Below are 23,839 nucleotides of genomic sequence, written 5' to 3'. Positions count from 1 at the left end.
GGACGCGCCCTCAGCCCTTCACCGCGCCGATCAGCACGCCCTTGACGAAGTGCCGCTGGATGAACGGATAGACGGCGACGATCGGCGCGACGGTCAGCACCACCACCGCCATCTTGACCGCCTCGGTCGGTGGCATGGTCACCCCGCTGCTCCCACCGGAGGTGTGCGGAGCCTGCCCGGCCAGCAGGTAGCTCTGCAGCACCCGCTGGATCGGGTACATGTCGTTGCTGTCGATGAACAGCAGCGCGTCGAACCAGACGTTCCAGTAGCTGACCGCGTAGAACAGGCCGACCACGGCGATCACCGCGCGGGACAGCGGCAGCACGATGCGCGCGAGCGTCCGGAAGTCGCTCGCGCCGTCGATGCGGGCGCTGTCCAGCAGCTCCGACGGGATGCCCTGGAAGAACCCGCGCACCACGACCAGGTTGAACACGCTGATCGCCGGCGGCAGGACCAGCGCCCAGATGGTGTCCTTCAGCCCCAGCCCGGTGACCACCAGGTAGCGCGGCACCAGCGGCGGGTAGACCAGGAACGGGATCAGGAAGTACGCCAGCAGCCAGCGGTGGCCCAGCGAGCCCGGCCGGGACAGCCCGTACGCGGCGAGCACTGTGACGGTCAGCGCGATGGCGGTGCCGAAGACGGTGACCAGCGTACTGATCCACAGGGCCCGGGTGACAGCGCCGCCGGCGAAGATCGTCTCGTACGCGGACGTGTCGACGCCCCTGGGCACGACCACCAGTCCGCCGGCCCGCGCGATGGTCTCCCGGGAGGAGAGGCTGGTCACCAGGATCACCCAGAGCGGGAACAGCACGCCCGCCACCAGCAGGGTGAGCATGACGGCCTTGAGCCCCTGGCCGAGGGGGGTGGGCGGTTCCTGCCACACCGGCCGGCGCTGTCGGTCGCCGGCGACCCGGCGGATGAGCGTGGTCACTTCGAGTAGATCCCTCGTTCGCCGAGCATGTGCGCCACGCGGTTGGCGGCCAGGATCAGCACCAGCCCGATGACGGCCTTGAACAGTCCGGCCGCCGCGCCGTAGCCGTAGTTCCCGGTGGCGATGGAGAAGTGGTAGACGAAGGTGTCGAGCACCTCGGCAGCCTGCCGGCCGACGGCGTCGCGTTGCAGGAGGAACTGCTCGAAGCCGACGGAGAGCGCGTCACCCAGGCGCAGGATGAGCAGCAGCACGATCACCGGCCGCAGGCCGGGCAGCGTGATGTGCCACAGCCGCCGCCACCGGCCGGCACCGTCCGCGGCGGCGGCCTCGTAGAGGTTCTGGTCGATGGTGGACAGCGCGGCCAGGAAGACGATCGTGCCCCAGCCGACGTCCTTCCACACCGCCTCGACGGTGACCAGGACGATGAACGTGTCCGGGTTGGTCATCACGTTCCACGGCTGCGTCCCGGCCTCGCGCATGGTCTGCGCGAGCAGCCCGGCGCCGCCGAGCATCGCCACGAAGAACGTCACCACCAGCACCCAGCTGAAGAAGTGCGGCAGGTAGACGATGGTCTGGATCAGTCCGCGCAGCCGGCTGGACAGCAGGTTGTGCAGCGCGATCGCCAGCAGGATCGGCAGCGGGAAGAAGAACACCAGCTGGAACGCGGTGATCGCCAGCGTGTTGCGGAACGCGTCCCAGAACGCCGGGTCGTCGAAGAGCAGCTGGAACTGCCCGAAGCCGATCCAGTCGCTGTGCAGGAACGCCTGCCACGGGTTGTCGCCCAGGTAGGGGTTGTAGTCCTGGAAGGCGATCACGTTGCCGGCGATCGGCAGGTAGCTGAAGATCAGCAGGATTCCGAAGCCGGGCGCCACCATGGCGAGCAGTTGCCAGTCCCGGCGCAGCCGGGTGCGCAGCGGCACCCGGCGGCGGGACGGGCGGCGACGGGGCGGGCGGCCCGGTGGGGCCGGCGCGTCCGGCCGGGCCCGCTCGGGCCCGGCCAGGACGGCCGGCTCGTTCACCGGCCCTCCTTCGGCAGCGAGTCGGCGAGCAGCTTTCGGGCCTCCTCGCCGCCGTTCGCCTTCCACTCCTTGACGATGGCGTCCACGTCGCTGAGCGGTCGGCGGCCGCGCAGCACGTCGGTGAACTTGTCCTCGGTGGGCACCTGGTTGGCCTTGTAAGCGGCCGGCATCTCCAGCTTCACGCCCGCCCAGGGGTTGGGCTCCATGTGCTTGACCATCTCGTTGGAGTACGCGAGCACGTCCGGCACGAAGCGCGGGGTGTCCGGGAACGGCCCGATGGTGGGGTTGCGGCCGCTGATGAAGAAGTACTGGTTGGCGATCTCCTTGAACGCCAGGTCGGTCTTGACCGGGCCGTTCGGCGACGGGGTGTGGTGCTTGCCCGCGACCCCGAAGTCCCGCAGCTGGGCCTCCTGGCTGCCCAGTGGCGCGGAGCACCAGTTGATGATCCGCAGCAGCTCCTGGACCCGGTCCTTGCCGAGGCCCTTCTTGACGAACGTGTAGGAGATCGGCTCGTCGTCGCCCCAGACCAACGGGTCGCCGCCGGTGGCGGAGAAGATCGGCACCGCCTGGATGTTGAGCTTGGGGTTGGTCTTCTGGTGCTCGGCCTGGGCGCCCTGCCAGAAGCCGACGCCGTCCTGGAGGAACACGATCGCGCCGTTCTTGGCGAACAACTGCTTGGCGTCCGCGCCCTTGCTGGCCACGACGTCCGGGTGGACCAGGCCGTCCGCGTAGATCTTGGCCATGACCTCCAGCGCGCGGCGGAACTCCTCGGTCTCGTACTTGAACTCGGGCGTGCCGTCAGACTTGACCCGCCACCCGCCCTTGTGGCCCGGCACCTTGTGGAACATCTGGATCATGGCGAAGACGTCGTTGAACGCCCACACCTTGCGCGCCGGGTCGGTGACCTGCTTGGCCGCGGCGAGCAGGCCGTCCAGGTTCGCCGGCACGGCCAGGCCGCGGGCGTCGAGCACGTCCTTGCGGGTGAACATTGCCCACGGGAACGGCCCGTCAGTTGGGTTGGGCACGGACATGATCCGCTCGTTCCACACCGCACGCCGCCAGGCCCCGGTGGGGAAGCTCGCCAGCATCGGGTACGCGCCGGCGGCGTCGCCCTTGAGGTGGTCGGTCAGGTCCTCGAAGAGCACCTTGATCGCCTCGGCGAAGCGCGGGATCTTCTCCACCTCCCACCCCGGTACGCACAGCAGGTCCGGGACGTCCCGCGCACCGAGCATGGCGTTGAGCTTGTCGGCGTACGTGTTGCCGTCCTGGATGGTGAAGTTGACGGGCGTGCCCAGCTCTGCGTTCACGGCCTGGAGGTAGGCGCTCTGCGCCACCCCGGGCGGTGCCGGGCCCCAGGCCGGGGTCATCGCGGTGACCTGCTTGCCGCTGGTGCCGGGCTTGTCGGTGATGGCGTCGACGAGCATCGTCGGGTAGCTGGTGTAGCCGTCGGGCACCGGGCGGGTGCCGACGATGTCGGGTTTGATGCCGCCGGGCAGGTCCTTGCGGGTGGGCAGCAGGCCGGAGACGGCGTCGAGGTTCTGGGCGGCGCCGGAGCCGGCCGGCTTCTCCGAGCAGCCGGCGAGCAGCGGGCCGGTGGCGGTGGCGGCCACGCCGAGGCCGACCAGGCCGAGGAAGCGGCGGCGGGAGGAGCCCGGGTCGGGGTGGTGCGCGGTCATCGGTCCCCCTTCGGGAAGGGAAGCGCAGCGGATTATTTCGTATGGATGGTCAACAAACTAATCACGACCGTGAGCTTGCACAAGGGCGGACCGGATCGACACGGCGGTCAGGCCGGGCAGCGGTCGGACAACGCGTACCGGGTGAGGACCACGTCGCCGATCTGGCGCACCTCGACCACCCGGGCCCGGCGCCCCGCGTGCCACGGGAAGCGGCCGTCCCCGACGAAGCGCGGCGCCCGCCTGTCCCCCACGAAGAACGGCGCCACCACCAGGTGCAACTCGTCGGCCAGGCCGGCGGTCAGGAACTGGCGGTGCACCATGCCGCCGCCCTCCACCATCAGGCGCGTCACCCCACGCCCGGCCAGGTCGGCCACCACCGCCTCCGGGGTGGCCGGATCCCCCGCGTCGACCACCGTCGACACGGCGCCCACCTGCTCGCGGGCCTTGTCCACCACGCCGCTCGGGCAGTAGACCAGCTTGAGCCCGTCACCGGTGGTGAAGAACCGGGCACCCGGATCGAGGTCACCGCTGCCGGTGACAGTCACCTTCACCGGCGACGGCGGCAACCCGCGCGCCACCCGCTCGGCCCGCCGTTGCTCGCTGCGCACCAGCAGGCGGGGGTCGTCGCGGCGCACGGTGGCCGCGCCCACCAGGATCGCGTCGCACCCGGCCCGGGTCGCGTCGACCCGGTCCAGGTCGTCGTCGTTCGACAGCAGCAGCCGCTCGGCGCTGGCGTCGTCGATGTAGCCGTCGATCGACATCGCGCAGCTGAGCAGCACGTACGGGCGGGTGGTCACGGCACGAACGGCAGGTCGAGGGCGTGGTCGGCGCGGGTCACCTTGGCCGCCAGATAGCCGGCGTTGGCCGGGGACAGGTGCACGCCGGTGGACACCCGGTCGGCCACCGTCACGCCGAGGCGTTCGAGCTGGGCCGCCTTGTCCGGGTTGTTGCTGAGCAGGGCCACCCGGTCCACGCCCAGCGCGGCGAGCATCTGCGCGGCCACCGTGTAGTCGCGCTCGTCCGCGCCGCGCCCGAGCGCGAGGTTCGCCTCGTACGTGTCGAGGCCGTCGTCCTGCAGGGCGTACGCGTCGAGCTTGGCGTACAGGCCGATGCCGCGCCCCTCCTGCCGCAGGTAGAGCAGGTAGCCACCGGCCTCGGCGATGCGCTGTACCGCCTCGCGCAACTGCGGCCCGCAGTCGCAGCGCTGACTGCCGAACACGTCCCCGGTGAGGCACTCGCTGTGCGGGCGGACCAGCGGCGGGTCGGCCTCGGTGTGCTCACCGAGCCCGAACGCCAGGTGCTCGCGTCCGTCGACGAGACCGTGGAAGGTGTGCACGCGGGCCGTCGTCACGTAGCCGTCGGGGAACCGGAGCGGAACCGTCACGCGGGTCCGGACCGTCGCGGTGGGCAGCGTTTCGTCCATGGTTCTCCTGTCGTCCGGTCGCCGGGCGGACCCGGCGACGCACACCTCGCTCCCCCACCGTAGGCGGGATCACCGACAGTTGCCGGGCTCGCGCCGGGGCATCCGCCGTGCCAGCAGCACCGCGGCGCCCGGCAGGCTGGCCACCAGGACCAGCGCGCCGTACACAGTGCCGGTCGCCACACCCTGCGCGGCGGTCAGCCCGGCCGAGGCGAACGCCCACGCGGCCACGCCCTCGCGCGGCCCGAAACCACCCACGTTCAGCGGCACCGCCATCGCCATCAGGGCCAGCAGCGTCAGCGGCAGCAGATGCGACAGCGGGGCGTCCGCGCCGGCCGTGCGGGCGGCCACCACGAACGTGGCCAGGTGACCGGCGAACACCACTGTCGAGGCGACCACCACACCGGCCCACGTCCGGCGGCCCAGCACCCCGGAGCGGACGTCGGCGACAGCGGTCCGGGCCGCCCGGGCGAGGCGGGACGCGCCGGAGCGGGGCACCGCGCGGGCGGCGAGCACCAGCGCCAGCGCGACCACGGCGAGCACGGCGGCCAGCGCGGGCAGGTACCGGCGTACCGGCGACGGGAACGCGGCGAGCAGCGCCACCGCGATCACCACCTGCACCACCTGCCCGGCGGTGCGCTCCCAGACCACCGCCCGCACGCCCCGGGCCACGTCCCCGGCGTCGCGGCCGTGCCGTACCGCCCGGTGCACGTCGCCGAGCACGCCACCGGGCAGCGTGGAGTTCAGGAAGACGGCCCGGTAGCAGTGCGCCACCGCCGCGCGCATCGGCAGCCGTACGCCCAGCCCGCCGGCGACCAGCGACCAGCGCCAGGCGCAGCAGACGGTGGTGATCACGCCGATGCCGAGCGCGGCGGCCAGCGCGGGCGCGTCGATCAGGCGCAGCCCGGCCAGGAACGGGCCGGTGCCCACCGACGCGACGAGCACGGCGAGCACGGCGAGCCCGAGCAGCGGACGTACCCAGGCTCCGTTCGGCCGGGACCGGCGCGGCCGGGCCGGTACGGATGCGACGGCCGGTACGGGCCCGGCGACGGCGACGTGTGACAAACGGTCCTCCCTTGTTCCCACCGGTTGTCACGTGCCGACGGCCGGTACGGTTCAGCCGGCGAGCAGGTCGGCGTGGTGCAGCACCACTCCGAGCCGTCCGGCGGCGGCCTCGGCGAGCCGCCACCTGTGATACGTCGCGGCGGGCCCGGACAGATGCGGTAGTTCCTCGACGGCCGCCTCGACCCAGCCGGTGAGCCACTCGGCGGCCAGTTCCGCCTGCTCCGGGCCGAGCCGCCACGGGGTCGGCCGCACGAGCGTGTCGACGCCGTGCCGGCGGAACGCGGCCACCGTGACGTCCACCGCGTCCGGGCCGAGCAGGACCCGGCCGTCGACGGTACGGCGCTGGTGGGCGTTGAACGCTGCGGTCAGCTCGGCGTCCAGCGGGTCCGGCGGGCTGAACTCGGCCCGGCCGGTCACGGTGAGCGCGAACAGCGTCGGGTGGCCGGCGCAGGCCGCCGCCATCCGTTCGACCTCCTCGGCGGTGAGCATGTCCAGCAGCGCGGACGCGGTGACCAGATGGGCGTCGGCGAGGTCGGCGGCGGTCAGCCGGGTGACATCGGAGTCGCGCGTGGTCACCGTGACCTCGGCGCCGTCGGCGGCGGTGAGCCGTCCGGCCCGGGCCAGCGCGAGCAGGTCCGCGTCGCGTTCGTGCAGTACCCAGTGTTGCGGGCCGGGTAGCCGGGGCGCGAGCCAGCGGGCCATCGAGCCGGTGCCGCTGCCCAGGTCGTGCACGACGAGCGGGCGGCCGGCGGGCAGCCGGTCGCGGACCGCGTCGGCCAGCTCGGCGCTGCGGGCCGCCGCGTCGGCGGGCTCACGCAGTCGCAGCCAGTCCGCGAAGCCGGGCGGGAGTGAGGTGGTCATGCCGCGGTCGCCTCCTTCAGTGCCGTCGCCAGCCGGTCCACGGTGACCGGCCAGCCGGTGAGGGTGTGCCGCCGCTGCCGGGCGGCGTGGCGCAGCCGGTCCCGCAGGCCGGCGTCGGTGAGCCAGCGCCGCAGCGCCGCGGCGGTCGCACCAGGATCGTCCGGCGGCACCAGCAGGCCGGGCCGGTCGCCGCCGGGGGCGTGCCCGAGCGTGTCCGGCAGGCCGCCGGTGTCGCTAACCAGCACCGGTACGCCACGGGCCAGCGCCTCGGTGACCACCATCCCGTACGTCTCCCGCCGGGAGGGCGCAACCAGCAGATCCGCGGCGGCGTACGTGGCGGCCAGGTCCGTGCCGGTGCGTGGTCCGGTCAGCCGGACCCGGCCGCCGAGACCTGTGGCGTCGAGGCGCCCGCGCAACCCGTCGGCGAACGCGCGGTCCCGGTCCAGCGGGCCCACCCAGTCGCAGGTCCAGTCCAGGTCCGACACCTCGGCGAGCGCGGCGGCCAGCACGTCGTGCCCCTTGACCCCGGTGACGGCGGCGACGCAGAGCAGCCGTCCCCCGCCGGGTGTGCCGGTGGCGACGGGCGCCGGGTCGACGCCGGGCGGCGCGACGGTCACCATCCGCGGTGGCAGCGCGTAGCGGTCGAGCAGGCGACGCCGCGTCCACTCGCTGGTGGCGACCACGGCGGTGGCCGCCGCCAGCGACCGCGCCTCCGTCTCGCCCTCGATCGGCAGGTGCACCAGGACGACCAGGCGCAGCCGCGCGGCGTGCGGGGCGAGCACATCCGGCACGGTCGAGGCGACCAGGCCGTCGAGCAGCACCGGCACGCCGTCGGACAGCCCGCCGAGCAGCCCGGCCAGGTCGGCGCGCTCCGCCGGCCCCGGGTGTGGCCAGCCGCCTGGCACCTGGTGCTCCCGTACCGTCCAGCCGCGGGCGGCCAGGCCCCGGCAGACCCGGCGGTCGTAGGCGTTGCCGCCACTGGGGTCCGCCGGGTCGTCGATGTCGCCCGGAAGCACCACGTGGACGACTGTCATCCGGTCAGAGCGACCGCTCGTAGCTCGCCCACGCGATGTGCGACTCGTGCAGCGTGACGGTGATCCCGGCCAGGCCCCGCGCGCCCTCCCCCAGCCGGCCGGCGTGCACCGCGTCGGCGAGCCGGTCGGCGATCGTCCGCGCGAGCACCTCGGTGGTGGTGTTCACCCCGGCGAAGGCCGGCTCGTCGTCGAGGTTGCGGTAGTTCAGCTCGGCGAGAACGGCCTTGAGCTGCTCGGTGGCCAGCCCGATGTCGACCACGATCCCGTCGTCGTCCACCTCGGCGCGGCGGAACGTGGCGTCGACGACGAACGTCGCCCCGTGCAGCCGCTGCGCCGGGCCGAAGACCTCGCCGCGGAAGCTGTGGGCGACCATCATGTGGTCCCGGACGGTCACGCTGAACACGATCACTCCTCGCCGTAGGTGATGAGATGACACAGCGCCGGCAGCTCGCCCGAGGCGAGCCGGTCCAGCACGTCGGGCAGGTCCTCGAAGCGCGACCGGCCGGTGAGCAGCGCGTCGAACGCCGGGTCGGCCAGCAGGTCCAGGGCGAGCGCGAGCCGGTCGGCGTAGCTGCGGTCGGCCCGCCGCGGCGACACGGTGCCGACCTGGCTGCTGCGGATGCCCAGCCGTCGGGAGTGGAACGCGCCGCCCAGCGCCAGCGTGACCGGCCGGTCGCCGTACCAGCTCAGCTCCAGCACGGTGCCCTCGGGACGCAGCAGCTCCAGGCCACGCTGCAGCCCGTCGGCGGTAGCGCTGGCGTGCACCACCAGGTCGCGCTCGCCGCTCGCGCCGGCGGGGGTGGCGAAGCCGGCGCCGAGCGCGGCGGCCACCCCGGCCCGGGCCGGGTCGGCGTCGACCAGTTCCACGCGTACGCCGGGGAAGCGGGCCAGCAGCGCGGTCACCGCGCAGCCGACCATGCCGCCGCCGATCACCGTGACCCGGTCGCCGACCAGCGGCGCGGCGTCCCAGAGCGCGTTGACAGCCGTCTCCACGGTGCCGGCCAGCACCGCGCGCCCGGCCGGCACGCCGTCCGGCACGACTGTGACCGCGTCGGCCGGGACCACGTACGCGCTCTGGTGCGGGTAGAGGCAGAAGACGGTACGGCCGAGCAGCCGCTCGTCGCCTGCCTCGACGGTGCCGACGCTGAGGTAGCCGTACTTGACCGGCGCGGGGAAGTCGCCCTCCTGGAACGGCGCGCGCATGGCGGCGTGCTGGTCGGCCGGGACGCGGCCGGTGAAGACAAGCGTCTCGGTGCCGCGGCTGACCCCGGAGAAGCGGGTACGGACCAGCACCTCGCCCGGGCCGGGCGGGGCGAGCCGGACCGGCCGGATCTCGCCCGCACCGGGTGCGCGGAGCCAGAACGCGTGGGCGTCGACAGTCACGAACTCTCCTCTTCCCCGCATTCCGACCGAGTTGTCGATCATAAACACGAAAGCGGGGCGTCAGCGGTTCGAACCGCCCGCCACCCGATGCTCAGGCCGCGCGCCGGCGCTGCTCCGGACGCCAGGTCTCGGGCTCGGCCCGGTCGTCGTGCCGGTCCCCGGCCAGCTCCATGGCCCGGTGGGCCGCGGTCAGCGCGTCACACGGCGCGGCCTGGCCGTCACACAGCAGGCTCTCGCACCGGCCGGACTCGTCGGGCCGGTGGGCGGCGGCAACGTCGTACGCGGCACGCCACAGCAACGGATCGGTCACGCCCCGTGGCAGAGCGGCGTCCTGACTGGACCTGTTGCGGATCGTGTCGGGCACCGTGTCCCCCTTTGCGTCGTCGCTACCGTCCCAGTGACCGGTTGAGCGCAGATCAAACCTCTCACCTGGGCACACGTCCTGACCAGCGGTGTTTGTCACGCCGGATAGGCGCGCGTCTCGGCTGCCTTCACCGCCGCCCAGACCGGCTGGCCGGGGATCAGTCCGAGATGGGCCGCGGCGGCGGGCGTGACGTCGGCGGCCGCCTCGACCGGCCCGGCGAGCTGCACGCGCAGGTTGTCACCGTGTCGTTGCACGCCGTTGACGGTGGCCGCCCAGACGTTGCGCGGGCTCCCCTCGGGCTTGGCGGGGTGCAGCGCCACCGCCGACGGCGGGTACGCCACGAACGCGTCACCGTGGACGGTGTCGGCGGTGGTGAGCGTCAGTTCACCGACCGTGACGGTGCGCCCGTGGGCGTGGCCGCGGTGCAGGTTGAGACCGACGAGCCGGGCCACGTAGTCGGTGCGTGGCCGGGCCGTCACGGTGGGGGCGTCGCCCTCCTGCACGACCCGCCCGTCCTCCACGATGACCAGTCGGTCGGCGAGCACCAGGGCGTCGAGGGGGTCGTGGGTGACCAGGAGCGTCGCGCCGGGGTGCGCGCCGAGGTGGCGCTGGAGTTCGGCGCGGGTGTCCAGCCGGGTCCGCGCGTCGAGCGCGGCCAGGGGCTCGTCGAGCAGCAGCAGGGCCGGGTCGACGGCGAGCGCGCGGGCCAGCGCGACCCGCTGGGCCTGCCCGCCGGAGAGCTGCCGGGGCCGGCGGCGGGCCTGGTCGCCGAGGCCGACCCGGTCCAGCCACCGCTGGGCCAGGGCGCGGGCGGCGCGCTTGTCGGCGCCCCGGCGGCGCGGCCCGAACGCCACGTTGTCCAGCGCGCTCAGGTGCGGGAACAGCAGGTAGTCCTGGAACACCACGCCGACCGGCCGCCGCTCCGGCGGCGTCCACACCCGGCGCCCGGGCCGGTCCAGGTCGGCGCCGTCGAGCGTGAGGTGCCCGGCGCTGAGCGGGTGCAGCCCGGCGAGCACCCGCAGCGCGGTGGTCTTGCCGGCGCCGTTGGGGCCGAGCAGCGCCACCACCTCACCGGCGGCGATGCGCAGCGGCACGTCGAGGGTGAAGCCGTCCCGCTCGGCGACCAGACGCGCGTCCAGCACACTCATGTCGTGCCGACCCATTTGTCGCGCAGCGCGGCGAGGATGACCACGGAGACGGTGAGCAGGATCAGGCTCAGCACGATCGCGGCCTGCAGGTCGGTCTCCAGCGCCAGGTAGACCGCCAGCGGCATGGTCTGGGTGCGGCCGGGGTAGTTGCCGGCGAACGTGATGGTGGCGCCGAACTCACCGAGCGCGCGCGCCCAGCAGAGCACCGCCCCGGCCACCACGCCCGGGGCGACGAGCGGCAGCGTGACCCGGGTGAAGGTGGTGAACCGCCCGGCGCCGAGCGTGGCGGCGGCCTCCTCGTACCGGGGGTCGGCGCCGCGCAGCGCCCCCTCGACGGCGATGACCAGGAACGGCATGGCCACGAACGCCTCGGCCAGCACCACCCCGGCGGTGGTGAACGGCAACGTCACCCCGAACGTCTCGTCCAGCCACGACCCGATCAGCCCGCGCCGGCCGAAAACCAGCAGCAGCGCCACGCCGCCGACCACCGGCGGCAGCACCAGCGGCACGGTGACCAGCGCCCGGACCAGCCGCCGGCCGGGGAACTCCACCCGCGCCAGGAGCCAGGCCAGGGGTACGCCGAGCGCCACGCAGAGCAGCGTGGCGACGGTTGCGGTCTCCAGCGACAGCCGCAGCGCGGTGAGCACACCCGGTTCGGTCAGCCGCTCGGGCAGCGTGGTCCAGGGTGCGCGGAGCAGCAGGCCGGCGAGCGGCAGGACGAGGAAGGCCAGTCCGAGCCCGGCGGGCACGAGCAGGGCCACCGGCACCCGCTGCCGGCGTACGGTGCGGCTCATGCGCCGGGCGGCGCCTGGAACCCGGCGGCGGTGAGCACGGCGAGCCCGGCGTCGGAGCGGACGAAGTCGACGAAGGCGCGGGCGCCGGCCGGGTTGCCGGCGGCGCGCAGCACCACGATCGGGTAGTCGTTCACCGCGCGCGCCGACTCGGGGAACTCGACGGCGTCGAGTCCGGGGGCGGAGCGGACGTCGGTGCGGTAGACCAGTGCCGCGTCGACCTCGCCGAGGCGCAGCTTGGCCAGCGCGCCCTTGACGTCCTGTTCGAGCGTGGCGGGGGTGAGCCGGACGCCGGCGGCGCCGAGCGCGGTGCGGGCGGCGGCGCCGCAGGGCACCTGCTCGGCGCAGAGCGCCACCTTGACGCCGGGGCGGGCCAGGTCGGCCAGGCCGCCGACCCGGGCCGGGTTGCCAGGGGGTACGGCGACGACGAGCTGGTTGCGGACCAGCACCGCCGGTTCGCCGGCCGCGTCACCGGCGTCGGTGACCGTCTTCATGGTGGCCGGGGACGCGGCGGCGAACACGTCGGCGGGTGCGCCCTGGGTGATCTGGGTGGCCAGCCCGGAGCTGCCGCCGAAGTTGAACCTGACGGTGCGGCCCGGGTGCGCTGCCTCGTACTCCTTGCCGAGCGTGGTGAACGACTCGGTGAGCGAGGCGGCGGCGAACACTGTCAGCGGTCCGGCGCCGTCGGGCCCGGCCGGTTCGTCGACGCCGCCGCAGGCGGTCAGGCCGAGCGCCGCCACCAGCGCGGCGGCGAGTGCGACGCGGATCCGCCGTACGGTCATGGGCTTGTCCTTCCCCTGGGGGTGACGGCGCGTTCGACCACGACGGTGGTCGACTTGATGACCGCGACGGCGACGGAGCCGACCTGGAGGTCGAGGTCGTCGACGGCCTCGCGGCTCATCAGCGACACCACCCGGAACGGGCCGGCCTGGATGTCCACCTGGGCCATCACGGTGTCCTTGACGACGGCGGTGACGATGCCGCGCAGCCGGTTGCGGGCCGAGGAGAGCTCGGGATGGCCGGGGGCGCGGACGAACGCCGCGACGTCCGCGCCGTCGAGCACCCGGTGGCCGTGCTCGTCGCGGGTGGCCGGCAGCTTGCCGGCGTCGATCCAGCGGCGGACCGTGTCCGCGCTGACCCCGAGCAGTTCGGCCGCCTCGCCGATGCGGAACACCGTCACGCGCCCCACCCTAGCGGCCCGCAGGTGCGAGCCGGAAGAGGCGTGGTGGCTCGCATCCGCGAGCTGCGGAGCGGCTCGGGGACCGGAACTGCGGCTCAGTCGGACGGCGTGATCCGGACCCGGCGCAGCAGTTGGGCGTTGAGCGCGACCACGATGGTGGAGGCGGACATCAGCACCGCGCCCAGCGCCGGGCTGAGCGCGATCCCCGCCCACGCGAGGACCCCGGCGGCGAGCGGGATCGCCACCACGTTGTAGCCGGCCGCCCAGGCCAGGTTCTGCCGCATCTTCCGGTACGAGGCGCGGGACAGCCGGATCACGCCGCCCACGCCGCGCGGGTCGGAGCCGGCCAGCACCACCCCGGCGGACTCGATCGCCACGTCGGTGCCCGCGCCGATGGCCAGCCCGACGTCGGCGCGAGCGAGCGCCGGCGCGTCGTTCACGCCGTCGCCGACCATCGCCACCGTCAGCCCGCGCTCGCGCAGTTCGGCCACCGCCTTGTCCTTGTCGGCGGGAAGCACCTCGGCGAAGACCTCGTCGACACCGGGCCGGAACCCGAGGTCGGCGGCGACCGCCTCGGCGACCGGGCGCGCGTCGCCGGTGATCATCACGATCTTGCGCACGCCGAGGTCGCGCAGCTCGGCCACGGCGGCCCGCGCCTCCGGGCGCACCTGGTCCTCCAGCCCGAACGCGGCGGTCACCTCGGGCGGGCCGCCCTCGGGCAGCCGGATCAGGTGCAGCACCGCGGCGCCCCGGCCCGACCACTCCCGCGCGGCCCGGGCCAGGTCGTCCGGCACCGGGGCGTCGAGCTCGCGCAGCAGCGCCGGCCCGCCGACCGCCCAGTCCACGCCGTCCACCGTGGCGCGCACGCCCCGGCCGGTCAGCGCCCGGAAGCCGCGCGCGGCGGGACGGGCGCCTCGGGCGTCGGCGGCGGCGACCAGCGCCCGGGCCAGCGGGTGCTCGCTGTCGGCCTCCACCGCGCCGGCCAGGCCCAGGGCGACGTTCTCGTCCAGCCCGCCGGTGGTGGCCACCCCGGTCACCGTGTGCCGGCCGGTGGTGAGCGTGCCGGTCTTGTCGAACAGGACCGTGTCGACGGTGCGCATCCGCTCCAGCGCGAGCCGGTCCTTGACCAGGATGCCGGCGCGGGCCGACAACGCTGTGGACAGCGCCACCACCAGCGGGATCGCCAGGCCGAGCGCGTGCGGGCAGGCGATCACCAGCACCGTCACGGTGCGTACCACCGCCTGGTCGGGGTCGCCGAGCAGCGCCCAGACCGCGAACGTGGCCAGGCCGGCGAACGCCGCCAGGTAGAACAGCAGCGCGGCGAACCGGTCGGCGAGCACCTGCGCGCGCCCGCCGGAGGCCTGCGCCTCGGCGACGAGCCGCCCGATGCCGGCCAGCGCGGTGTCCGCGCCTACTGCCTCGACGCGTACCCGGAGGGTGGAGTCGGTGGCGACGGTGCCGGCGACCACCCGGTCCCCGGCGGCGCGGGCGACCGGCCGCGACTCCCCGGTGATCATCGACTCGTCCAGTTCGGCGGCGCCCTCGACGATCCGCCCGTCGGCCGGCACCCGCCCGCCGGGGCGCACCAGCACCAGGTCTCCCACCCGCAGCTCGCCGACCGGCACCGGATGCGGCCGCCCGGCGTCGTCCAGGCGCTCGGCGTCGTCGGGCAGTAGCGCGGCGAGGGCACCGAGAGCGCCGCGCGCCTGCCCGACCGCCCGCATCTCCTGCCAGTGGCCGAGCAGCATGATCGTGACCAGCGCGGCCAGCTCCCACCAGAAGTCCAGGTCGAACAGGCCGAGGCTGGTGGCGGCCGAGGCGAGGTACGCGACGACGATCGCCATCGAGATCAGCAGCATCATGCCGGGGGCACGTTCGCGCAGCTCACGCAGCCCGCCGGTGAGGAACGGCCAGCCGCCGTAGGCGAACACCACGGTGCCGAGCACCGGGCCGACCCAGCGCACGCCGGGGAAGTCGAGTGAGTAGCCGAACCAGTCCATCACCATGTGGCTGGTGGCGACGATCGGCACGGTCAGCGCCAGGCTCAGCCAGAACCGGCGGCGGAACTGCGCCGGGTCGTGCCCGGCGTGCGCGCCGTGACCGCCGGCGTGGTCGCCGTGGTGGCCGGTGTCGTGACCGGGTCCGTGCTCCATCGGGCGTCACCTCCGCCGACCATCATACCCCCCGGGGGTAAGCGGCGGCGGCCGGTCAGCGCTGCGGGTGGGCGCCGACGCTCGGCCGGTCGGTGGGCGTCCGGCCCTGCCAGGGCCAGCGGCCGTCCAGCTCCACCTCCAGCGAGAAGCTGAGGAACGTGCGGACCAGCACGATCAGCGCCAGCACGCCGACGCTGGTGAACGTGGGCGACACCGCGACCGTACGGATGATGTCGCCGCCGACCAGGAACTCCAGGCCGAGCAGGATGGCCCGGCCGACGCCCTGCCGGTACGCCCGGTAGTGCGCCACCACCGCCCGGGTCCGGGCACAGCGCGCCGCGAACACCGCCGTGGCGACCGCGACGCCGACCGCGATGACGAGCACCCCGGCCAGGTCCAGCAGCGCCCCGACGTGCTGGACGATCTCCTTCGTCGGCACCCGGCACCCCCGCACCAGCCTGGCGTACGGCCGGTCGCGGGGGCGGCGTTTCCGCGCTCCCGGGCGACGGGAGCACTCAGTCCTGGGCCTGCCAGCGGTAGAAGACGGTGGCCACGGAGTCCTGCGGGCCCTGCCACTTCTCCGGCCGGTACGGCTCGATGTACGGGCCCAGGTCCTGCATCACCTTGCCGAAGGCGGGCTTGTCGCCGTGCTGGTCCCGGGTCGCCTCGGCCGCCGACGACTCCTGTTCGAGCAGGTGCACGTAGACGTCGTCGATCGAGTAGAGCCAGCGCCCGGTGACACCGAGGTCGGCCGGGAGCGACCCGGCGTCGGACTCGCCGAAGACCCGTGCCACGTCCGGTTCGGCGCCGGGCTTGATCCGCCCGACGATCACGGTGAGCGTGGTGTCGGCGGGCGGCTCCCCCTCGGGCGCCCAGTGGTAGAACTCCTTCGCGACCGAGTCCGACGGGTTCTTCCAGTAGCGCGGGTACGGGGTGACGTACGGGCCGATCTCCTCGGCGATCTTCTGAAAAGCGGGCAGGCCACGGGTCTGCCCGGAGATCCGCGGGTCCTGCTCCCGCTCGATCACGTGGAGGTAGAGGTCGTGGTGCGACAGCAGGTACCGGCCGATGACGCCCAGATCCTGCGGCCGGGTGGCCTGATCGTAGTGGCCGAACACGCCGCCGACGATCTGCTCGCTGCCGGGGACCATGTGACAGACGATCACGTTGCGGAAGACCATGACTGCTCCTTGAATGATTGCGACGGGGGCGGCGGCGCGAGACGGCGGCGCCGTCAGGCGGTGAAGGTGACGGGCAGTTCCAGCAGGCCGCGGAACGGCGAGGCGGCCGGGAGCCGGCGCACCTCGGCGAGCGGTACGCCGAGACGCAGTCCGGGCAGCCGCCGCAGCAGCGCCCCGAGCGCGAGTTCGGCCTCCATCCGGGCCAGCGAGACACCGAGGCAGTAGTGGACGCCGTGCCCGAACCCGAGGTGCGGGCCCCGGACCCGGCGCAGGTCCAGCCGGTCCGGGTCGGCGAAGTGCGCCGGGTCGTGGTTGGCCGCGTTTATCGCCACCCCGACGATCGCGCCGCGCGGGATGCGTACGCCCTGGTAGTCGACGTCCTCGGTGGCGATGCGCGGGCTGGCCACCGGCAGCGGCCCGTCGAAGCGCAGCAGTTCCTCGATCGCCGCGGGCAGCAGGCGCGGCGAGTCGCGCAGCAGTTCCATCTGCTCGGGGTGGGTGAGCAGCGCCAGCACGGCGTTGCCCAGGAAGTCGGCGGTGGTCTGGTGCCCGGCGAACAGCAGCAGGAACGTGGTGGTGACGAGTTCCGCCTCGGACAGCGTCCCGTCCTGGTCGACCGCCTTGATGAGCGCGGCGATGATGTCGTCGGCCGGGTCGTCGCGCTTGGCCCGGACCAGCCCGGCCAGGTAGTGGTGCAGCCGTAGCTGGGCCTCCTGCACCGCCGCGCGCTCCTGGGCCGGCGGCCGGCTGCTGGAGCCGGAGGTGCGGATGACCTGGGTCCAGTCGAGCACCCGGTCGTGGTCGGCCGGCGGCACCCCGAGCAGTTCGCAGATGACAGTCATCGGCAGCGGGATGGCGAACTCGTGCATCAGGTCCGCCTCACCGTGCGGCGCCATCTTGTCGATGAGCTGCTCGACGATCGACGCCACCCGGGGGCGCAGCGCCTCGATCCGCCGGGGCGCGAACGCCTGCGACACCACCCGGCGCAGCCGGGTGTGCTCGGGCGGGTCGGAGTTGAGCATGTTGCGGTTCAGGCCCTCGGAGGTCGGGCCGAAGATCTTCAGGTAGTGCTGCCCCGGGCCGTACAGGTCCTTGGACAGGCGCGGGTCGGTCAGCGCGGTGCGGGCGTCGTCGAAGCGGGTGATCAGCCAGGAGTCGAAGCGCGGCGAGCCGACCGGGCAGACCGGCCGGTCCGCGCGCAGCCGGGCCAGCGCGGGGTACGGGTCGGCCGCGAACGCGTCGGTGTACAGCTCGCCCGCCGGCACCACGTCGTCGGTCATCGCCTCTCCCCCATCTCGCCGGCCACGCTGTGCAGCACCTGGTAGGTGTGCCGGTCGGCGGACTCGCGCAACTCGCGGATGATGCTGAGCAGCCGGTCCCGGTGCGCGCTGCGGCCGAACGCGTCGAGCCGATCCCGGTCCGCCCAGTCGCTGATGATCAGATAGCTGCGCGGGTCGTCGGCGTCGCGGACCAGGTCCTGGTGCAGGCAGCCGTCGAGCGTGCGGATCTCTTCGGCGGCGGTGAGCCACTCGGCCTCGAAGCGCTCCTCGCAGCCCTCCCGGGTCCGCATCGACAGCACCGTCCGGACCCGGCTCACCTCGCGCTCCCGAACACCAGGTGCAGGTGCTTGCGCAGCGCGTCCGGGTCGACCGGGGCGCCCCGGAACCCGACGTGCCCGTCCGGGCGGATCAGGTACAGGCCGGTGCCGTCCAGCCCGTACGCGGCACGGAAGCGGCGCTCGGCGTCCCGCACCACGGGCGGGTCGAGCAGTCGCGGCTCGTCCGCCTCCGGGTCGAGCAGCAGGTACGCGTCGAGTTGCCCGCCGGCGAGCCGGCGCGCGTCGGCGCACAGGCCGGTGAACGCGGCCAGCTCCCCCGCGTCGGCCGTGCGGTCGGCGTAGAGCAGCAGCGTGTGGCCGGTGCCCCGGGTCAGGTCGCGCAGCCGCAGCGGGTGGCCCACCCCGCGCCGTCGCAGCCCGTCCACGTCGGGCGCGATGTCACCGGGCCGGGGCGCGTCGCCGAGCGCGGCCGGGTCGGCGACGGTCTCCCCGACCAGCGGGCTGCCGGTGTAGCTGAGCAGCATGGACATCTCCTGGAGGAACTGCCGTTCCAGGTCGGCGCGGTCCACCTCCTCGGTGCCGGCCATCCGTACCGCCCGGCCGACGATCTCCTCGCCCTCGGGGCGGCGCTCAGTCTCGTAGCTGTCCAGCAGGCCGGGCGCGGCGAGCCCGCGTACCGCCAGCGCCAGCTTCCAGGCCAGGTTCCAGGTGTCCTGGATGCCGGTGTTCATGCCCTGGCCACCGGCCGGCGGGTGCAGGTGGGCGGCGTCCCCGGCGACGAACACGCGGCCGTCGCGGTAGCGGTCGACGATGCCGTGGCTGATCCGGAACACCGACGACCAGCGCAGGTTGGTCGCCCGGGTGCCGGGCGGCGCGAGGCGGTCCAGCGCGGCCTGCACGTCGTCGATGGTCGGCTCGTCGAGTTCCTCGCTGAAGCCGGGCGGGGCGTCGCGCCCGCCGGTCTGGGCGAAGAACCGGGGCGGGGCCAGGGTGGCGATGCGGTAGCGGTGCTCGCCGCGCAGCGGCACGCAGACGAGCATCCCGTCCATCTGCCCGTCGGTCATGTGCAGGAACCGCAGCAGGTGCCCGTCCGGCATCTCCCAGTCCACGTCGACGTCCACCAGCATGAACAGTTGCGGGAACCGGCCCAGCCCGCCGGTGAAGGTGAGCCCGAGCCGTTCCCGTACCCGGCTGTGCGCGCCGTCGGCACCGACCAGGTACGCCGCGCGTACCGTCTCGGTGGCGCCGTCGGCGGTGCGGACGGTGGCGGTCACGCCGTCGGCGTCCTGGGTGAAGTCGATCAGTTCGGCGCCGCGCCGCGGACGGACGCCGAGCGTGGCCAGCCGGTCGGTGAGGATCCGCTCGGTCTCGTACTGCGGCAGGCCGAGGTGGGCGTACGGCAGGCCGGGCAGCTCCCAGCTCATCCGGTGGGTCTGCGTGCCGTTGACGAAGACCATGTTTCCGGTGAGCCAGATGCCGGCGTCCATCGCCTCCCGGACGACGCCCTGCTCCTCCCAGATCTCCATGGTGCGGCAGTGCACGCCGATCGCCTTGTCCGCGTGGCCGGGCGGGGTGAGCTGTTTGTCGATCACCAGGCAGTCGATGCCCCGCCGGGCCAGTTCGACGGCGGCGGTCAGCCCGGTGGGTCCCGCCCCGACGACGAGTACGTCTGTTGTCCTGTGCACGTCGGCCTCCCAGCCCGTGGTGGGGTGTCGGCGGCCGTCCGCGTCAGGCACGACGTGGAACAGCCGGCGCCGGATGTCGAGAAGGAACGGTGCGATCGGCCCGGCCTGCGCGGAGGCGTGGGCCGGGTCACCGATCCAGGCGAGGAACGGCGCGGCGCCGTCCCACTCGGCGAAGATGTGGTGGATGTCGGAGCCGGGCTCGCGCAGCAACTGCTCACGGCGGTAGCCGGGTATCGCGGCCATCCGCCGGACCACCTCGGGGTAGCCCTTGTGGAACTCGGCGAGCCGGCCGAGCGGCACGGTCAGTTCGACGTCCACGTAGACCGGGCCGTCGCCGTCCCCGGTCTCCCGCATCAGCGGATACCCGGGGTCGCCGTCCGGCTCGGTCAACGGCCGGAGCAGGCCGGCCAGGCGGGCGGCCACCGGCCCCCGCCGGTACGCGCGCAGCGCCACCTCGTCGGTCCACTCGGTGACGACGACGAAGCCGCGCGGGTCGAGGGCGTCGCGCAGCAGCTCGTGCCGCAGGTTGCCGGCCAGCGCGCCGAGCTGCCCGGCGACCGTCTCGAACGCCGGTCCGACCGCGGGCTCGCAGCCGGGGCGCGCGCGCAGCCGGAGCATCGTTCTGATCATGCAGCCCCCTCGGACGGTGCCGTCGTCGTGCCGCGACCCTGCCGCAGCGCGCGTCACCCGCTCGTCACCGTCGCCCCGCCCCGGGTCCGGTCCCGGTGACGCCGCCGGGACGGTCACGGCTTATTGCAAAAGTTTGGCAACAAGCCTCGACAGGGATCCCCTGCGGTAACTATCGTCAGCGGCATGACTCCTTACGATCTGGACGTACGCGCCTGGCAGGAGAGCTGGGACCGGCAGCAGGAGACGTTCATGCCGGACCGGGAGCACCGCTTCGACGCGATGCTCGACGCCGTCGAGGCGGTCGCCGGTGACCGGCCGCCCCGGGTGCTCGACCTGGCCGGCGGCACCGGGTCGATCAGCCTGCGGACGCTGGCCCGCCGGCCCGACGCCGAGGTGACGGTGCTCGACCTCGACCCGGTGCTGCTCACCCTCGCCGAAGCGGCGCTGGCCGGCCGGGCCACCGTGGTGACCGCCGACCTCAACCGGTCCGACTGGGCCGCCGCGCTGCCGCACCGGGACTACGACGCCGTGCTCACCGCCACCGCCCTGCACTGGCTCGACGGTCCGCGCCTGGCGGAGCTGTACCGCGAGATCCGCGACGTGCTGCGGCCCGGCGGCGTGTTCGTCAACGCCGACCACATGCCCGACGACACGATGCCGGCGCTCACCGCCCTTATCGGCGCTCGCGCGAAGGCACGACGAGACGCCCGGCACCGGGCCGGCGCTGCGCTGTCCTGGCCGGACTGGTGGGCGCAGGCGGCCGGCGACCCGCTGCTCGGGCCGCTGGTGGAGAAGCGGCGGCAGATCTACCCGACCGGGCACAGCCCGGAGTGGAGCCCGCCGGCGGCGTGGCACCTGGACGCGTTGCGCGCGGCCGGGTTCGCCGAGGCCGGCGTGCTCTGGCGCGGCGGCGCGGACGCGGCGGTGGCCGCGCTGCGCTGAGCCCGGCGGGTCGCGGGGCCCGGCCCGGCGCCACGCGGGTGCCCGACGGCGGCGTGCGGTCAGGCCAGCAGGCGGGCCAGCTCGGTACGGGAGCGCACGCCCAGCCGGTGGAAGACGTTGCGCAGGTGGTGGTCGACGGTCCGGGTGGACAGGCACATCCGGGTGGCGATCTCCCGGTTGGTCGCTCCTTCCGCGACCAGCCGGGCGATGTGCAGCTGCTGCCCGGTCAGCAACTGCTCCGGGCCGCGCCGGACCGGCCCGACCGACTCCCCCGCCGCGCGCAGTTCCTCGCCCGCCCGGTCGGCCCAGACGGTGGCGCCGAGCAGGGTGAACGCCTCCCGGGCCCGGTGCAGGTGCGCCCGGGCGTCCCGGGGGCGGCGCCGCCGGCGCAGCTCGCGGCCGAACAGCAGCTCGGTGCGGGCGCGCTCGAACGGGTCGGTGTCGGCCGGGTGCAGCCGCAACGCCGCGTGGAACTCCCGCTCGGCCTCCGGGCCGCCGCGCGGTGCGAGCAGCGCCCGGCAGCGCGCGGCCAGCGCCCGCCGCGACGGGCTCGCCGTACTGCTGGCCCAGTGGTCGAACACCGCCAGCGCGGCGGCCGGTCGCCCGCCGTCGTGCGCGGCGGCCTCCACCAGGTACGGCGTGGCCATCACCTGGACCAGCACCTGACCCCGGCCGGTGCCGGTGCGGGCCAGCGCGGACAGCCGGGCCGCCGCGTCGGCGTACCGGCCGTCGATCAGGTCCAGCACGCCGAGGGCCCACCTGGCGTACGCGTCCGGCCGGCTCCCCGGGGCGGCCCCGTCCCCGATCTCGGCGATCCGGGCCAGCGCGGCGTCCCGGTCGGCGCGTACCGCCGCCAGCACGGCGAGGATGCCGAGGTGCACCTGGGCACACACGTGCTGACCGGTGGCGCGGGCCGCGCGCACGCCCTCGCGGGCGGTCTGCGCCGCGGCCTCGTGCCGGCCCAGCCAGTACTCCGCGACCGCCCGCAGCTCCAGCGCCCGGGGCAGCAGGGACAGCTCGCCGCGCGAGCGGGCCAGCTCCACCGCGCGGCCGGCGAGCCGGTGCGCGGGCGCGTCCACCGCGACAAGCAGGGCCGCCGCGGCGGCGCAGACCAGCGCGCCGGGGGTGAGCGCGGGCCCGGTCAGCCGGCCGCCGAGGACGACCACGCGGCGCAGCGCCGGGCCGCCGCGCGCGTGGTCGCCGCGCAGCGTCGCCCCGACGCCTGAGGCGAACGTGGCCAGCAGGTCGAGGCCGGGCGGGTCGCCGGGCCGCCGCAGGGCCTCGGCCCGGCGGGCCACCTCGGCATACCGGTACTGGTCGCCGGTGACGCAGATGGCCTCGCCGGCCCGGACCAGCGCCAGCAGCGCTGCCCGCCGGTCGGCCGGCGCGACCGCGTCGGCGGCGGCCAGCAGCGTGGCGACCGCGGCGGCGGGCGCGTCGCAGCGCAGTTGCATGTCGCCGCGCACCAGGTCGGCCCGGCCGCCGGCCCCCGGCCCGGCGGTCAGGCCCCGCAGCAGTCCCCGGGCGTGGTCCGGGTCGCCCGCGGTCCAGGCGCAGCGCGCCGCCGCGATCGTCAGCTCGGCGGCGCGCCCGGGGTCGGGGTTCAGCTCGGCGGCGCGGCGCAGCACGATCGCGGCGGCGGCCCGGTCCGGTACCTCGTCGACAGCCGAGGCCAGCTCGGCGGCGAGCACGTCGGACGGGCAGTCGGCGGCGGTGGCGTGGCGCAGCGCCCGGCCCAGCGGGCCCTCGGCGAGCGTGCCGGCCAGCAGCAGCTGGGCCGCGCGCAGGTCGGCGAGCGGCGCCACGGCGGTGATCATCGTGCGGGCGAGCGGGTGCGGGAACGTGACCCCGCCGGGCCCGGTCCGCAGCAGGCCGGCGGCTTCGGCGGGGGCGAGCGCCTCGACGGTCAGGCCGGCCGCCCACGCGGCCCGGACCAGCGTGCCCGGGTCGTCGCCGGGGTCGAGCGCGGCCAGCAACACCATCCGCCGGGTCGGGACCGGCAGCCGGTCCAGACGGGCCCGGTACGAGGCGGCGAGCGCGCCGTCCACCGGCGGGGTGCCGGGCAGCGGCGCCTCGCCCCGCCACTGGGCCGGGGTGAGCGCGCCGGCCAGGTCGGCGAGCGCGGCCGGGCTGCCCCGGCTGAGCGCGGCCAGCGCGGCGGCCACCGGCGCGGGCGGGCGGTCCCGGAGCCCGGCGAGCATCGCCCGGCACTCGCCGGCGTCCAGCGGACGCAGCCGGTGGGCCGGTACGCCGTCGACGGTGGCCGGGGCGGTCGCGGTCAGCAGCAGCGCCACCGGCAGCCGGCGCAGCCGGCGAGCCACCACGGCGAGCGTCCAGGCGCTCTGCGGATCCCCGGTGTCGAGGTCGTCCACAGTGCACAGCAGCGGCCGGTCCGCTGCCACCGCGGCGAGCAGGGAACGCACCGCCGCGGCAAGGGCCAGTCGCTGCTCGGCCGGGCACCCGTCGCCGCCGAGCGCGCGGCGCAGCAGCCGGCGCTGCCGCGCCGGTAGGGCCGCGTCCGCGTCCAGCACCGGGTCGAGCAGGCGGTGCAGCCCGGCGTAGGGCAGTGTCGCCTCGTCGGCCAGGCCGGTGCCGGTGAGCACGGCGCGCTCCCCCGCCGACCTGCGGGCGTACGCCAGCAGGGAGCTGCGCCCGGAGCCGGGCGGCCCGTGGAACAGCAGCGCGCCGCCGTCGTCGCGGTCGAGGAGCCGGCGGATCGCGTCGCACTCGTCGTCCCGCCCCCACAAGGCTATATGCACTGTCGATGCAGAAACCATTCATGCAGTGTCACAGATGGGCAACCCGCCGGAAAAGAGGC

23 protein-coding genes are annotated in these 23,839 nt (G+C 74.8%); 1 reads left to right on the top strand and 22 read right to left on the bottom strand.

Annotated elements, in window-relative coordinates:
* Positions 1–10: 10 nt before the first annotated feature.
* From AB0D28_RS06990 to AB0D28_RS06890, 21 genes are all read right to left on the bottom strand, one after another.
* Complete coding sequence (locus AB0D28_RS06990) at positions 11–931, bottom strand: carbohydrate ABC transporter permease (protein WP_357383087.1); 921 nt, start codon at positions 929–931, stop codon at positions 11–13.
* On the bottom strand, positions 928–1,950 hold the full coding sequence (locus AB0D28_RS06985; protein ID WP_357383085.1) for an ABC transporter permease subunit: 1,023 nt from the start codon (positions 1,948–1,950) through the stop codon (positions 928–930). Before AB0D28_RS06985 ends, AB0D28_RS06990 begins: the two co-directional genes overlap by 4 nt.
* Entirely contained in the window at positions 1,947–3,626 is a 1,680-nt protein-coding gene (locus tag AB0D28_RS06980; RefSeq protein WP_357383083.1) for an extracellular solute-binding protein, read from the bottom strand. The genes AB0D28_RS06985 and AB0D28_RS06980 overlap by 4 nt, the downstream gene beginning before the upstream one ends.
* A 107-nt stretch (positions 3,627–3,733) precedes the next feature.
* Positions 3,734–4,423 carry a RibD family protein gene (locus AB0D28_RS06975; RefSeq protein ID WP_357383081.1) on the bottom strand — a complete coding sequence of 230 codons (690 nt, stop codon included), beginning with the start codon at positions 4,421–4,423 and terminating at the stop codon, positions 3,734–3,736.
* The gene (gene ribA / locus AB0D28_RS06970) at positions 4,420–5,049 is read right to left on the bottom strand and encodes a GTP cyclohydrolase II (RefSeq protein WP_357383079.1); all 630 of its coding nucleotides are present in this window, start codon (positions 5,047–5,049) and stop codon (positions 4,420–4,422) included. Before ribA ends, AB0D28_RS06975 begins: the two co-directional genes overlap by 4 nt.
* Positions 5,050–5,118: 69 nt before the next feature.
* A complete protein-coding gene (locus AB0D28_RS06965) occupies positions 5,119–6,015 on the bottom strand; it encodes a lysylphosphatidylglycerol synthase transmembrane domain-containing protein (RefSeq protein ID WP_357383228.1) in 897 nt (298 codons plus the stop codon).
* Positions 6,016–6,162: 147 nt separating this feature from the next.
* Complete coding sequence (locus AB0D28_RS06960) at positions 6,163–6,972, bottom strand: class I SAM-dependent methyltransferase (protein ID WP_357383077.1); 810 nt, start codon at positions 6,970–6,972, stop codon at positions 6,163–6,165.
* A complete protein-coding gene (locus AB0D28_RS06955; protein WP_357383075.1) occupies positions 6,969–8,006 on the bottom strand; it encodes a glycosyltransferase family 4 protein in 1,038 nt (345 codons plus the stop codon). Before AB0D28_RS06955 ends, AB0D28_RS06960 begins: the two co-directional genes overlap by 4 nt.
* Positions 8,007–8,010: 4 nt before the next feature.
* On the bottom strand, positions 8,011–8,409 hold the full coding sequence (locus AB0D28_RS06950) for a 6-carboxytetrahydropterin synthase (protein WP_357383073.1): 399 nt from the start codon (positions 8,407–8,409) through the stop codon (positions 8,011–8,013).
* 2 nt (positions 8,410–8,411) lie between these two features.
* A complete protein-coding gene (locus AB0D28_RS06945; RefSeq protein ID WP_357383071.1) occupies positions 8,412–9,389 on the bottom strand; it encodes a zinc-binding alcohol dehydrogenase in 978 nt (325 codons plus the stop codon).
* A gap of 91 nt (positions 9,390–9,480) precedes the next feature.
* Positions 9,481–9,753: a hypothetical protein gene (locus tag AB0D28_RS06940; protein ID WP_357383069.1), complete on the bottom strand. Its 273-nt coding sequence runs from the start codon at positions 9,751–9,753 to the stop codon at positions 9,481–9,483.
* 95 nt (positions 9,754–9,848) lie between these two features.
* Entirely contained in the window at positions 9,849–10,916 is a 1,068-nt protein-coding gene (locus AB0D28_RS06935; RefSeq protein ID WP_357383067.1) for an ABC transporter ATP-binding protein, read from the bottom strand.
* Complete coding sequence (locus tag AB0D28_RS06930) at positions 10,898–11,695, bottom strand: ABC transporter permease (protein WP_357383065.1); 798 nt, start codon at positions 11,693–11,695, stop codon at positions 10,898–10,900. Before AB0D28_RS06930 ends, AB0D28_RS06935 begins: the two co-directional genes overlap by 19 nt.
* Positions 11,692–12,474, bottom strand: coding sequence for a molybdate ABC transporter substrate-binding protein (gene modA, locus AB0D28_RS06925; protein WP_357383063.1), 783 nt, complete (start codon positions 12,472–12,474; stop codon positions 11,692–11,694). Before modA ends, AB0D28_RS06930 begins: the two co-directional genes overlap by 4 nt.
* Positions 12,471–12,872 carry a MerR family DNA-binding transcriptional regulator gene (locus AB0D28_RS06920; RefSeq protein WP_357383062.1) on the bottom strand — a complete coding sequence of 134 codons (402 nt, stop codon included), beginning with the start codon at positions 12,870–12,872 and terminating at the stop codon, positions 12,471–12,473. The genes modA and AB0D28_RS06920 overlap by 4 nt, the downstream gene beginning before the upstream one ends.
* A 95-nt stretch (positions 12,873–12,967) precedes the next feature.
* Positions 12,968–15,025 (bottom strand): heavy metal translocating P-type ATPase, encoded by a 2,058-nt coding sequence (locus AB0D28_RS06915; RefSeq protein WP_357383060.1) that lies wholly within the window; start codon positions 15,023–15,025, stop codon positions 12,968–12,970.
* Positions 15,026–15,080: 55 nt separating this feature from the next.
* Positions 15,081–15,464: a DUF1622 domain-containing protein gene (locus tag AB0D28_RS06910; protein ID WP_357383058.1), complete on the bottom strand. Its 384-nt coding sequence runs from the start codon at positions 15,462–15,464 to the stop codon at positions 15,081–15,083.
* A 76-nt stretch (positions 15,465–15,540) separates the two neighbouring features.
* Positions 15,541–16,206: a TcmI family type II polyketide cyclase gene (locus AB0D28_RS06905; protein ID WP_262011860.1), complete on the bottom strand. Its 666-nt coding sequence runs from the start codon at positions 16,204–16,206 to the stop codon at positions 15,541–15,543.
* Between the two features lie 53 nt (positions 16,207–16,259).
* Positions 16,260–17,486 (bottom strand): cytochrome P450, encoded by a 1,227-nt coding sequence (locus AB0D28_RS06900; protein WP_357383056.1) that lies wholly within the window; start codon positions 17,484–17,486, stop codon positions 16,260–16,262.
* Positions 17,483–17,803: an antibiotic biosynthesis monooxygenase family protein gene (locus AB0D28_RS06895; protein WP_357383054.1), complete on the bottom strand. Its 321-nt coding sequence runs from the start codon at positions 17,801–17,803 to the stop codon at positions 17,483–17,485. Before AB0D28_RS06895 ends, AB0D28_RS06900 begins: the two co-directional genes overlap by 4 nt.
* On the bottom strand, positions 17,800–20,079 hold the full coding sequence (locus tag AB0D28_RS06890; protein WP_357383052.1) for an FAD-dependent oxidoreductase: 2,280 nt from the start codon (positions 20,077–20,079) through the stop codon (positions 17,800–17,802). Before AB0D28_RS06890 ends, AB0D28_RS06895 begins: the two co-directional genes overlap by 4 nt.
* Positions 20,080–20,262: 183 nt before the next feature.
* Here AB0D28_RS06890 and AB0D28_RS06885 point away from each other — a divergent pair, with 183 nt between their 5' ends.
* The gene (locus tag AB0D28_RS06885) at positions 20,263–21,021 is read left to right on the top strand and encodes a class I SAM-dependent methyltransferase (RefSeq protein WP_357383050.1); all 759 of its coding nucleotides are present in this window, start codon (positions 20,263–20,265) and stop codon (positions 21,019–21,021) included.
* A gap of 59 nt (positions 21,022–21,080) precedes the next feature.
* Here AB0D28_RS06885 and AB0D28_RS06880 read toward each other — a convergent pair whose 3' ends face one another.
* Positions 21,081–23,798 carry a LuxR family transcriptional regulator gene (locus AB0D28_RS06880; RefSeq protein WP_357383048.1) on the bottom strand — a complete coding sequence of 906 codons (2,718 nt, stop codon included), beginning with the start codon at positions 23,796–23,798 and terminating at the stop codon, positions 21,081–21,083.
* Between the last annotated feature and the right edge of the window lie 41 nt (positions 23,799–23,839).

This window comes from Micromonospora sp. NPDC048169, from assembly GCF_040652815.1.
Classification (GTDB): domain Bacteria; phylum Actinomycetota; class Actinomycetes; order Mycobacteriales; family Micromonosporaceae; genus Micromonospora.
This window is presented reverse-complemented; position numbering and strand designations above follow the sequence as displayed.

Coding starts and splice junctions, on each gene's coding strand:
- AB0D28_RS06885 (WP_357383050.1), top strand. CDS start 20,263: ATGACTCCTTACGATCTGGACGTACGCGCCTGGCAGGAGAGCTGGGAC.
- AB0D28_RS06955 (WP_357383075.1), bottom strand. CDS start 8,006: ATGACAGTCGTCCACGTGGTGCTTCCGGGCGACATCGACGACCCGGCG.
- AB0D28_RS06880 (WP_357383048.1), bottom strand. CDS start 23,798: ATGGTTTCTGCATCGACAGTGCATATAGCCTTGTGGGGGCGGGACGAC.
- AB0D28_RS06960 (WP_357383077.1), bottom strand. CDS start 6,972: ATGACCACCTCACTCCCGCCCGGCTTCGCGGACTGGCTGCGACTGCGT.
- AB0D28_RS06915 (WP_357383060.1), bottom strand. CDS start 15,025: ATGGAGCACGGACCCGGTCACGACACCGGCCACCACGGCGACCACGCC.
- AB0D28_RS06935 (WP_357383067.1), bottom strand. CDS start 10,916: ATGGGTCGGCACGACATGAGTGTGCTGGACGCGCGTCTGGTCGCCGAG.
- AB0D28_RS06980 (WP_357383083.1), bottom strand. CDS start 3,626: ATGACCGCGCACCACCCCGACCCGGGCTCCTCCCGCCGCCGCTTCCTC.
- ribA (WP_357383079.1), bottom strand. CDS start 5,049: ATGGACGAAACGCTGCCCACCGCGACGGTCCGGACCCGCGTGACGGTT.
- AB0D28_RS06905 (WP_262011860.1), bottom strand. CDS start 16,206: ATGGTCTTCCGCAACGTGATCGTCTGTCACATGGTCCCCGGCAGCGAG.
- AB0D28_RS06900 (WP_357383056.1), bottom strand. CDS start 17,486: ATGACCGACGACGTGGTGCCGGCGGGCGAGCTGTACACCGACGCGTTC.
- AB0D28_RS06930 (WP_357383065.1), bottom strand. CDS start 11,695: ATGAGCCGCACCGTACGCCGGCAGCGGGTGCCGGTGGCCCTGCTCGTG.
- modA (WP_357383063.1), bottom strand. CDS start 12,474: ATGACCGTACGGCGGATCCGCGTCGCACTCGCCGCCGCGCTGGTGGCG.
- AB0D28_RS06890 (WP_357383052.1), bottom strand. CDS start 20,079: ATGATCAGAACGATGCTCCGGCTGCGCGCGCGCCCCGGCTGCGAGCCC.